The sequence below is a fragment of the Frankia sp. AgKG'84/4 genome (assembly GCF_023242965.2).
GTDB lineage: Bacteria > Actinomycetota > Actinomycetes > Frankiales > Frankiaceae > Frankia.
Map to the genome: position 1 here is coordinate 1 of NZ_JALKFU020000152.1, position 10,150 is coordinate 10,150.

At 73.8% G+C, this 10,150-nt stretch carries 8 protein-coding genes; 6 read left to right on the forward strand and 2 right to left on the reverse strand.

The features are described 5' to 3' along the window. On the forward strand, positions 1–1,028 hold a 1,028-nt coding region (locus tag MXD58_RS11990), incomplete at its 5' end, for a type 1 periplasmic-binding domain-containing protein (protein ID WP_250609318.1). Positions 1,029–1,128: 100 nt separating this feature from the next. Continuing rightward, on the forward strand, positions 1,129–1,737 hold the full coding sequence (locus MXD58_RS11995) for an ElyC/SanA/YdcF family protein (protein ID WP_308301951.1): 609 nt from the start codon (positions 1,129–1,131) through the stop codon (positions 1,735–1,737). Between the two features lie 130 nt (positions 1,738–1,867). On the opposite strand, the gene rsmI is transcribed toward MXD58_RS11995, so the two are convergent. Next, the gene (gene rsmI / locus MXD58_RS12000) at positions 1,868–2,953 is read right to left on the reverse strand and encodes a 16S rRNA (cytidine(1402)-2'-O)-methyltransferase (RefSeq protein WP_248836494.1); all 1,086 of its coding nucleotides are present in this window, start codon (positions 2,951–2,953) and stop codon (positions 1,868–1,870) included. A gap of 93 nt (positions 2,954–3,046) precedes the next feature. Here rsmI and MXD58_RS12005 point away from each other — a divergent pair, with 93 nt between their 5' ends. Together MXD58_RS12005 and MXD58_RS12010 are read left to right on the forward strand one after the other, a co-directional pair. Beyond that, a complete protein-coding gene (locus MXD58_RS12005; protein WP_248836493.1) occupies positions 3,047–4,789 on the forward strand; it encodes a dolichyl-phosphate-mannose--protein mannosyltransferase in 1,743 nt (580 codons plus the stop codon). Between the two features lie 357 nt (positions 4,790–5,146). Further along, positions 5,147–5,344 carry a hypothetical protein gene (locus tag MXD58_RS12010; protein WP_248816735.1) on the forward strand — a complete coding sequence of 66 codons (198 nt, stop codon included), beginning with the start codon at positions 5,147–5,149 and terminating at the stop codon, positions 5,342–5,344. A gap of 11 nt (positions 5,345–5,355) precedes the next feature. Here MXD58_RS12010 and MXD58_RS12015 read toward each other — a convergent pair whose 3' ends face one another. Then, on the reverse strand, positions 5,356–5,922 hold the full coding sequence (locus MXD58_RS12015; protein ID WP_248836492.1) for a hypothetical protein: 567 nt from the start codon (positions 5,920–5,922) through the stop codon (positions 5,356–5,358). A 423-nt stretch (positions 5,923–6,345) separates the two neighbouring features. Between MXD58_RS12015 and MXD58_RS12020 the strand changes: the two genes are divergently transcribed. Both MXD58_RS12020 and MXD58_RS12025 read left to right on the forward strand, forming a co-directional pair. Further along, positions 6,346–8,130 carry a glycoside hydrolase family 15 protein gene (locus MXD58_RS12020; protein WP_248836491.1) on the forward strand — a complete coding sequence of 595 codons (1,785 nt, stop codon included), beginning with the start codon at positions 6,346–6,348 and terminating at the stop codon, positions 8,128–8,130. A 248-nt stretch (positions 8,131–8,378) separates the two neighbouring features. Next, on the forward strand, positions 8,379–9,890 hold the full coding sequence (locus tag MXD58_RS12025; RefSeq protein WP_248836658.1) for an FHA domain-containing protein: 1,512 nt from the start codon (positions 8,379–8,381) through the stop codon (positions 9,888–9,890). Positions 9,891–10,150 lie beyond the last annotated feature (260 nt).

Here is a 10,150-nt window from a genome sequence, read left to right on the forward strand (position 1 = left end):
GGGCGGGGACTAAGCAGCAGGGGCGCCCCCCCGCCACCCCCCCCCCCCCCCCGCCCCACCCACCCCCCCCCCCCCCCCCCCCCCCCCCCCCCCCCCCGCCCCCGCCCCCCCCCCCCCCCGCCGCCGCGCAGCCGCATGCTCTGCTCGGGCCGTACGGTCACCGGGCCGCCGTGGCCGCCTTCGCGGCGACCGACCGGGTGGTGTTCAACACCGGGGCGCCGTCCGCCCGTTTCGTCCGCCAGGCGTTCCCGAACGTGATCAACATCGCCGCGGCGACGTCGACGTGGCCGCGGGGGGTGCTGTCCACCGTACGGGCGGCCGACCGCCGCGCCCGCAGGGTCGTGCTGCTCGCGTCGGGCGACACCGCCGTCGAGATCACCTCGCTGACCCGGGCCGCCGCCGCGGCGCAGGCGTTCGAGGTCGCCTCGCACGTGTTCCCCGCCGGGAAGGCGACGCTCGCCGCGAGCCGGCTGCCCCCCGGCGACATCCTCATCGTGCACGCCGCCCCGGCGGACGAGTTGGCCGCAGCGAACATCCTGCTGCGCCGCCCATGGCGGGCCGCCGCGTTCTCCACCGCCGTCAGCGCCGAGGCCACCGCCAGTCTCGGTGACCTGCGCGAGCGGCTGCTGGCGCCGGGTAGCTGGAACCCGGAGGACACCCGGGCGACCGCGACCGGCCCGTCCGCCCGCACGTTCACCGCCGACTTCACCAACCTGCACGGCGTCGCGCCGACCGAGACGGCCGCCTGGGCGTACGTCACCGGACTGATCCTCGGCCGGGCGATCCGCTTCTGTGGCAGCGCGCAGGACACCTCGGTGCTCGCCGCCGCCCGCGGCATCGACACCACCACCCTGCTCGGCCGGTTCCGCCTCGACGAGGCCACCGGGCTGCAGGTCGGCCATCAGATCCAGATCGTGCAGTGGCAGGACGGCTCGTCGCGGACGGTGTGGCCGCGCGAGGCGGCCCGCGCGGCGTTCACCCACCCGCGGCTGATCACCAGCCGACCGGCCACCGCACCGGCCGGCTGAGCCCGCGCGGCGGGCCACGGCGGGTGGACCCGCCCGGACCGGGCGGACCGTGGTTGGCTCGGGCCGTCCGATGCACGCGACGGCCGCGGAGGGAGGGCCCATGACGGCCGCACCGCCCGACCGTGATCCGACCGTCCCGGCAGCGCCGACGACGACAGGCCCGACAGTCCGGCCGGCCGCGCCGAGGCCGTCGGGGCGGCGACGGGCGATCAGGCGTGGGCTGATCGGTGTTCTGGTGCTGGCGTTCGCCGCCACCACGGCGCGGCTGTTCATCTTCCCGGACCAGGATCGGCCGGCGCGGGTCGACGCAATCGTCATGTTCGCCGGCAGCCCCGGCCGGCTCGAGCGGGCGGTCGGCCTCGCCCGCGCGGGCTACGCGCCGCTCCTCGCCATCTCGACGCCGACGGCGGACGATCCGTGCCCCCAGGAGATCACCGGCGTCGAGGTGGTCTGCTTCGCGCCCGACCCGCTCACCACCCAGGGTGAGTCCCGCTGGCTCGCCGCCGCGGCGGCCCAGCGCGGCTGGCACTCCGTCATCGTGATCACCGCCACGACGCAGACCACGCGGGCCCGGCTGCGCCTGGGCCGCTGCTACCCGGGCGAAGCCCGGATGATCGGCGTCGCGCCGGCGAAGCTGTCCTGGCCGTACATGATCGCCTACGAATGGGCGGCGCTGGGCAAGGCGCTCATCCTGCAGCGCGGCTGCTGACCCGCCCGCGGCGCCGCCACGGTAGGCGCAGCACAGCGAAGTGCGCCGCGGCGCACTTGCGGCCACGGAGCGCTTTCAGACCACAGCACAGCGCGGTAGGGGCAGCACGGCGCAGTGCACCGCGGCGCACTCAGGGCCGCGTGCGGGCCGGGCGGGCCGGGCGGGCCGGGCGGGCGGCAAGTTCCGCGGCGTAGACGTCGTTACGGGAGACGCCATGATCGGCGGCGACGGCTCGCCGCGCGTCCTTACGGGACATCCCGGTGGCGGCGCGGCGCGCGACCTCCGCGGCCAGCACCTCGGCCGAGACCGTCGACGCGCCGTCCGCGCCGTCCACGCCGTCCACGCCGTCCACGCCGCCGGCAGCCTGCGCACCGGGCACCTCCGCGCCCCCGAGACCAGCGAGGCCGGCGAGGGCAGCTTCCACGGCGGGATCCACGCCCACGCCGCCGCGGGCCGCCGGGCCAGGCCCGGGGACGCCGCCCGCAGACGCCGCGGCGGCGGACCCGAAGGTGACCGTGACGGGCCCACGGCCCGCCCCACCCCCGACGACGAGGGTGAACTCGCCCCGGATCACCCGGCCGTCGGTCGCCCAGGCGACGAGGGCGGCCAGGTCGCCACGGACGATCTCCTCGAACGTCTTGGTCAGTTCGCGGCACAGCACGGCGGGCCGGGGGCCGCCGAACACGGCGGCGAGATCGCGCAGGCTGGCCTCGATGCGGTGCGGTGACTCCAGGAACACCATCGTGCGGGTCTCGTCGCGCAGTTCCCGCAGCCGGCCCCGCCGTTCGCCCCCGCGCCGCGGCAGGAAGCCCTCGAACGTCCACCGGTCGGACGGCAGCCCGCTGACCGCGAGGGCCGCCGTCACCGCGGACGGACCGGGCACCACGGTCACCGTGATGCCGGCGGCGGCCGCCGCGGCCACCACCCGGAAACCGGGGTCGGAGACCGCCGGCATCCCGGCGTCGGTGATGAGCGCGACCGTCGCCCCCTGCAGCAGCTGGCCGGTGAGCATCGCGGCGCGGGCGCCCTCCACCTGGTCGTAGCAGGACACGACCCGGCCCGTGATGGTGATGCCCAGCGCGTGCGCGAGGCGCAGCACCCGCCGCGTGTCCTCGGCGGCGATCACGTCCGCCGTCGCGAGGATCTCGCCCAGCCGTGGGCTGGCGTCCCGGACGTCACCGATCGGCGCGCCGCACAGCACCAGGGTCCCGGACATCCACCCAGTCTCGCAGCCGCCCCAGCACCGAGACCGCCCGGAGGGCTGGCCCTCGACGCCGGGACTTCGGACGGAGGACCTACGCTGATTCGTGTGACGGCGACGACGGCCCACCTGCCCCGCAACGCGAGCGGACGCGCCGAGCGGCCGCCAGCCGCGGACCAGGAGGCCGACGGAGCGCCGCGGGCGGCAGGCTCGAGCCTGCGGGAACGGCTCTGTCCACCGATGCCGGGCTCGCCCCTTGCGGGGTGGCTCGCGACCCTCTCGGTGGCGTTACTCGCGGGCGTGCTGCGCTTCTGGCACGTCACGCAGCCCCGCGGCGTCTACTTCGACGAGGTCTATTACACGAAGGACGCCTGGGGCCTGCTCAAGGCCGGCTACGAGATCAACACCTCGAACGGGACCTGTTCGGGCCCCGCCTACGTCGTCCATCCGCCGTTCGGCAAGTGGCTGATGGCGGCGTCCGAGGGCCTGTTCGGCTACACCAACTGCGCCGGGGTGCCGCACGGCGATCCGGAGCTGGGCTGGCGGTTCTCCTCGGCGCTGTTCGGGACGCTGGCCGTGCTGGTCCTGGCCCGCGCGGCGCGGCGGATGTTCCGGTCCACCGTGCTGGGCTGCTTCGCCGGGCTGCTGCTGGCCATGGACGGCCTGGAGTTCGTGCAGAGCCGCATCGGGATCCTGGACATCTTCCTGATGACCGCCATCGTCGTCGCCCTGGCCTGTCTGCTGCTGGACCGGGACTCCGGTCGGGGCCGGCTCGTCGACCGGTTGGCCCCCGTGGGCGCCCGCCGACCCGAGCCGCCGCCACCCGTCGGCGCCGCGGCGGTGTCCGCCGACGTCCTGAGCAGCTCCGGCGGGGACGGGGCGGGTGATGGTGACCCCGATCCGCCCGCGGTCGCCACCGCGGTCAGCCGGCAGGACCGGCTGCGCGAGCTGTACGGGCCGCGGCTGGGGGTGCGGCCGTGGCGGCTGGCCTGCGGGGTGGCGCTGGGGCTGGCGATGGGCGTGAAGTGGAGCGCGGTCTACTCGATCATCGGCTTCTCGGCGCTCGCGATCGCCTGGGACATCGGCGCCCGCCGGACCGGCGGCGCGAGCCGGCCCGTGCTCGGCGCGCTGCGCCGGGACCTGCCGCTGTGGTTCGCCGGATTCGTGGTCGTCCCGATCGTGGTCTTCCTCACCACCTGGACCGGCTGGTTCGTGACCGACGGTGGTTACGACCGGCACTTCTACGGCAACGGTTTCGTCGACGCGTGGCACGGCTGGTGGAAGTACCAGCTGGCGGTGCTGAAGTTCCACGAGGGCCTCGACCAGGGCCACGCGTTCGCGTCGCATCCGATGAGCTGGCTGGTGATGGCCCGGCCGGTCGCCTACTACTACTCGTCGCCGGCGTACGGGACGCAGGGCTGTCACGACCCGGGGGGCTGTTCCCGCGAGGTACTGGCGCTGGGCAACCCGGCGGTGTGGTGGGTGGGCACGGCCGGCCTGGTCGCCATGGTCGTCTGGTGGGTGACCCGGCGGGACTGGCGGGCCGCGCTGGTGCTGGTGGGCTTCGGCTCGGCGTTCCTGCCGTGGCTGCTGTTCCCGAACCGCACGATGTTCTTCTTCTACGCGCTGCCGTGCCTGCCGTTCCTGATCCTGGGGATCACCGCGCTGGCCGGCCTGGCGCTCGGGCCGCGCGACGCCTCCGACACCAGACGGCTGGCCGGGGCGCTCTCGGTCGGCGTCTACACGATCATCGTGGTACTGCTGTTCGCGTACTTCTATCCGATCCTCGCGGCCCAGGTGATCCCGTACTCGTCGTGGCGGGCGCGGATGTGGTTCCCAGGCTGGATCTGACGGCTGGGTGGCGGCCCAGCCCCCGCTGTGACCCCTATCACAGCAACCTTCCCACCCACCCCTTGGCGCCCAAAAGAAATGGGATGGCAACACAAGGTCGCCGAACCACCAGCCCTACCGTGCAATGCGGCCCTCCGAGGTCACGCAACTACTTGGAGTCGGCTGTTCATCGCACTAGCAGCATCACCCCGGTCGCGGACAGGGGGGGCCGCGTCGGGCCGGCACCCACGATCGTGGATGGTGAGTCGGTCAGCATGCCCCGAGGCCGTGCGGCGGGCAACGTCCGCGCGGGCCTCCCTGCGACCTCCAATCACCGGAGCCGGGTGTCGGGCGGGTGCGAAACTGGGAGGAATCACCATGGCGGATGTGTCGGTGCGGTTCGCGATGACCGACGACAGTGAGATCGTGCTGAACCTGTCGCTGACACAGGCGATCCGGCTGACGGAGGCCATCGCCTCCAAGGTCAGCCAGGCGATGACCGAGCAGCCGCGAGCCGGCATGAACGGCAACTCCTACGGCCCCGGTGTGCGTCCCGGGCCGTACTCCACCTCCTGACCGGCGCGCCGTCAGCGCGGCTCGGCCGGCGGACCGCCGGTGAGCTGCGCGATCAGCGCGCGCAACAGGTCGAGGTCGCGGCGGCGCAGCTCCGCCGCGGACACCTCATCGGCCCGCGCCGGCGCCAGCGCCGCCCGCACCCGCCGCAGCTTCCCCCGCAGCGCGTCGAGTACCGCGGGCGGCACCAACCCGTCGCGCAGGACGAGCACGACATGCCCGCCGTGCTGCACGACGTCAACCGGTTCGGCCATCGGCAGGGTGACGACCCGCACGCCGACGGGCGCCTCCTGGTCGTAGACCAGGCAGAGGTGGTCCTCGGCCAGCACCTCGGCGGTGCCGTCGTCCCAGAGGACAGTCGCCCGCGCGCCGACCGGCATCTCCACGCGGGGCGAGTCGACCCGCACCGGACCGGTCTGCGCGCCCGGCGCGCGCCCGCCGGTGGCGTGCACCGCCAGCACAGTGCCACGCCGGGACCAGATCCCGCCGCCGAGGTCGTCGATCGGGAAGACCCGGTCTCCCCGCGCGAACATCACCAGTGCGGCATGGCCGTCCTCGGCGGTCTGTGAGTGCGCGGCCATAGCGTGATCGTAGGTGGACGCCCCCAGGCCATCTACGCCCAGACCCCACCGTGGTGGGATCGGTAACGCGCCCGACGCCGGGCGCAACCCCGGGCGCACCCCGGTGCCCAGCCCGTCGCGGCCGGTCGGACTGGCCCACTGACCACGGCGGATGCCGAACGGATCCCGGGCCGACCCACCATCGTCATCACGTTTTCACACGGCGGTCGGACCCGATTCGCGCTGTTCTCGCGAGGCATGGTCGTGGATCCCCGCGGCGGGTTACGGTCGCGTGGTTGCCACCGCCCCCGGTGGCGACCGGCGGCGGCCGGGAGGACGCGGGCGACCCCGGCGGGTCTTCGCGGCGCGGCGACGCCCTCCCCGGCCCTCACCTGCGGAACCCCGGCCGGAGACTCGGCCAATCACGCCTCGCGGAGCCTACGAATGCCCCATACCGACTATCCGCCCATCGAGGAGCACGCGGTCATCGGCGACCTGCGGACCGTGGCGCTGGTCGCCACGGATGGCACGATCGACTGGTACTGCCCGCAACGCTTCGATGCGCCGTCGGTCTTCGCGAGCCTGCTCGACGCCGACCGCGGCGGTTCCTTCCAGATCCACTGCCCGGAATCGCGGGCCAAACAGCTGTACCTGCCCGACTCCAACGTCCTGATGACCCGTTTCCTCGCGCCCCGCGCGGTCGGCGAGGTCGTCGACTTCATGGTGCCGATGGACAGCGACGTCACCGAGACGCCGCACGTCGTCGTCCGCCAGGCACGGGCGGTGCGCGGCACGGCATCGTTCCGCCTGCGCTGCGACCCCCGCTTCGACTACGGCCGGGCCGCCCACACGGTGACCCTGATCCCGGGCTCCGGGGCGGTCTTCGAGTCGGTGAAGGGCACCCTCGTGCTGCGCACCGCTCTGCCGCTGCGCGTCGACGGTACGGCGGTGTACGCCGAGTTCGACCTGGCCATGGGCGAGACCGCGGACATCGCGCTCGAGTGGAACTCGACGATCCGCCCGCTGGTCACCGGCGAGGCCGACGCGCTGTTCAACCGGACGCTGAAGTACTGGCAGTCCTGGATCCGCCGTGGCCGCTACCACGGCCGCTGGCGCGAGATGGTGCTGCGCAGCGCGCTGGTGCTCAAGCTGCTCGTCTACCGGCCCACCGGTGCGCTGGTGGCGGCGCCGACGACGTCGCTGCCGGAGGAACTCGGCGGCGTGCGCAACTGGGACTACCGCTACACCTGGATCCGCGACGCCGCGTTCACCACCTACGCGCTGATGGCGCTGGGCTTCACCGACGAGTCGGCCGCGTTCATGGACTGGCTGGAGCAGCGCTGCCACGAGGCGCCGAAGGACTCCGGCCTGTACGTCCTGTACAGCGTCGACGGCAACGCGAACCTCGACGAGATCGTCCTGGACCATCTCTCGGGCTACCGCGACTCGAAGCCGGTGCGGGTCGGCAACGCCGCCGCCGAGCAGCTCCAGCTCGACATCTACGGCGAACTGATGGACTCGGTCTACCTCTACAACAAGCGGGCGCCGATCTCCTTCGGCCTCTGGGAGGCCCTCGGCCGCCAGCTCGACTGGCTGGCCAAGCACTGGGACTCCCCCGACGAGGGCATCTGGGAGACCCGTGGCGGACGCCAGCGCTTCACCTACTCGGCGCTGATGACCTGGGTGGCCTTCGAGCGGGCCTGCCGCATCTCCCGCCAGCGCGGCCTGCCCGGCCCGACGAACGAGTGGAAGGACCTCGCCGGCCAGGCGTACAGATTCGTGCAGAACGAGGCGTGGAACCCCACCCGAGGCGCCTACATGGAGTTTCCGGGCTCGCCCCGCCTCGACGCCTCGCTGCTGTGCATGCCGCTGGTGAAGTTCTCCGGCCCCACCGACCCGCGGTTCCTGTCCACGCTGGACCGGTTCGGCGAGGACCTGGTCAGCGACAGCCTGGTGCGCCGCTACGCCGCCGACGGCAGCGACGGGCTGACCGGTGACGAGGGCACGTTCAACCTGTGCTCGTTCTGGTATGTGGAGGCGCTGACCCGCGCCGGCCGGGTCACCGAGGCCAGGATGGTCTTCGAGAAGATGCTCACCTACGCCAATCACGTCGGCCTGTACGCCGAGGAGATCGGCCCGTCCGGCGAGGCACTGGGCAACTTCCCGCAGGCGTTCACCCATCTCGCGCTGATCAGCGCGGCCATCAACCTCGACCGCGCCCTCGCCTGAGGCCTCGGGGCCAGGACGCCCCTGATTTCGACCCCGGACCGCCCAGATGACGCCAAGCCGATACGCGCCGGGCGGTGGGCACGGCAGGATAGGACCGTGACCGCCCGGCTCCGGCCCGGTCGGAAGCACGACAGGGCACCATCGGCACTCCGACAGGCCACGTCCACGGACGCCCGGCGAGGATGTGCCACGCGGCTACCGGCGGCGAGGACCGGCGCGGCGAGGAATGCGGGGACGAGGGGCGAGGCATGGCGGGTCTGGACCATTTCCGGGTGGTCGTGGAGGCCGGGAGCGCGGACCGCGCAGGGGTGGTCGTGCGGCTGCCCGGGGCGTTGATCGTCGCTCACGTCGGCCGGCCCGAGACGGCCGAGATCACCGGTCGGCTCCTGGAGCTGTGCGCCGAGGTGGCGGCCGAGGTGGGGACGAGCGCGGCGAACATGGGCCGGCGGCTCGTGCGCCGCGTCGCCGGCGTGCTCGCCGACGCCGACCCGGACCGGGTGCCCGACTTCAGCCTGCTCACGACCGTCAACGACCGGGTGGCCGCGCTGGTCCACGGGGCGATGGACGTCGTGGCCAGCGGCCCGTCCGGGGTGACCCTCTCCGGTGTGGACTCCGCCACCTGGGTCGACCGGCTCCTGCCGACCGAGATCAGCCGTGTCGACGTCGGCCCGACCGGGCTGGTGACCGCCGACGGCTTCCCCGGCGGCCTTGGCGACCTCGGGTTCCCGCTGGATCTGCGGATCGGTGCCGTCCCCGGGATCGGCGTCAGCCTGGTGCTCAGCGACGGCCCGGCGCTGCCGGCCCCGAAGGCGTCCGCCGAGCGGCTGCTCGCCGGGTTCGGCGGCGATCCGGAGCGGGAGCCGAGGACCGGTGCCGCGCCGATCCCGTCCGTCGGGGCGCGCATCCCCGACTCGAAGGCGTCGCCGCCGGCGCTGGCACCGCTGCTCAGCGAGGAGGAGGAGGCGCACCGCCGCCGGGCCGCGGCCGAGCCGACCCAGGCCGCCGACCTCGACGAGCTGGACGAGCTCGACGTGGACCCGCCGACGGAGCTCGCCGGCCGGGAGGCCCTCGGACGCGCCGCCGAGGCCGGTCAGAACGGCTACGGGGGCCACGGCGGGGCGCCGGATCCGCAGTTCGGCGGCCCCGTCGAACCGCTGACCGACGGCCTCGGCGACGACCTCACCGACGAGGAGCACGACGCCCTCACCCAGCTGCCCGGCCAGACCTTCACCGTCTCGGACCTCATCGAGGACGACGAGGCGCCGACGATGCTGCCGAGCAACTCGGAGCTGCAGGTCGAAGGGGTGCTGTGCGCGAACGGCCATTTCAACCACCCGTTGGCGCCGTACTGCGCCGAGTGCGGGCTGTCGCTGGCCCAGCAGTCCAACCGCACGGTGTGGGGACCGCGCCCGCCGATCGGCGTGCTGGTGTTCGACGACGGGCAGACCGTGAACGTCGACATCGACCTGGTGATCGGCCGCCAGCCTGACCGGGACGACGCGGTGCGGGCCGGCAAGGCGAGGGCGCTGCCCGTCGAGGACGGGGAGAGCGCGATCTCCCGCAAGCACGCGGTGATCACCCTGTCCGGGTGGGACGCGGTGATCACCGATCAGGGCTCCGCGAACGGCACCTACATCGCGCCGCCCGAGGCGACCGTGTGGACCCCGCTGAGCCCGCACCAGCCGGCACCGCTGCTCCCCGGCACCCGCGTCCAGGTCGGCAAGCGCACCTTCGTCTTCAACTCCCACCTCCACGTCTAGGCCCACCTCCGCGTCCAGGCCCACCTCCGCGTCCAGGCCCACCTCCACGTCCAGGCCGCTCGCGGGGCCGGCCAGGCGGGCTTCTGGCGGGCTCGCGGCGGGGTTGCGCGCGCAATCTCGCCACCTACGTCAGACTTGACGGACGATGAGCGAATCAGAACCGCGCGCCGGGGGTGGCCTGCCCGCCGCCGCCGTGCCCGCAGACGCACCGGCCAGCCCGCGCGGCGGCACGCCTCCGATCCCCCCGACCGCCGAGGATC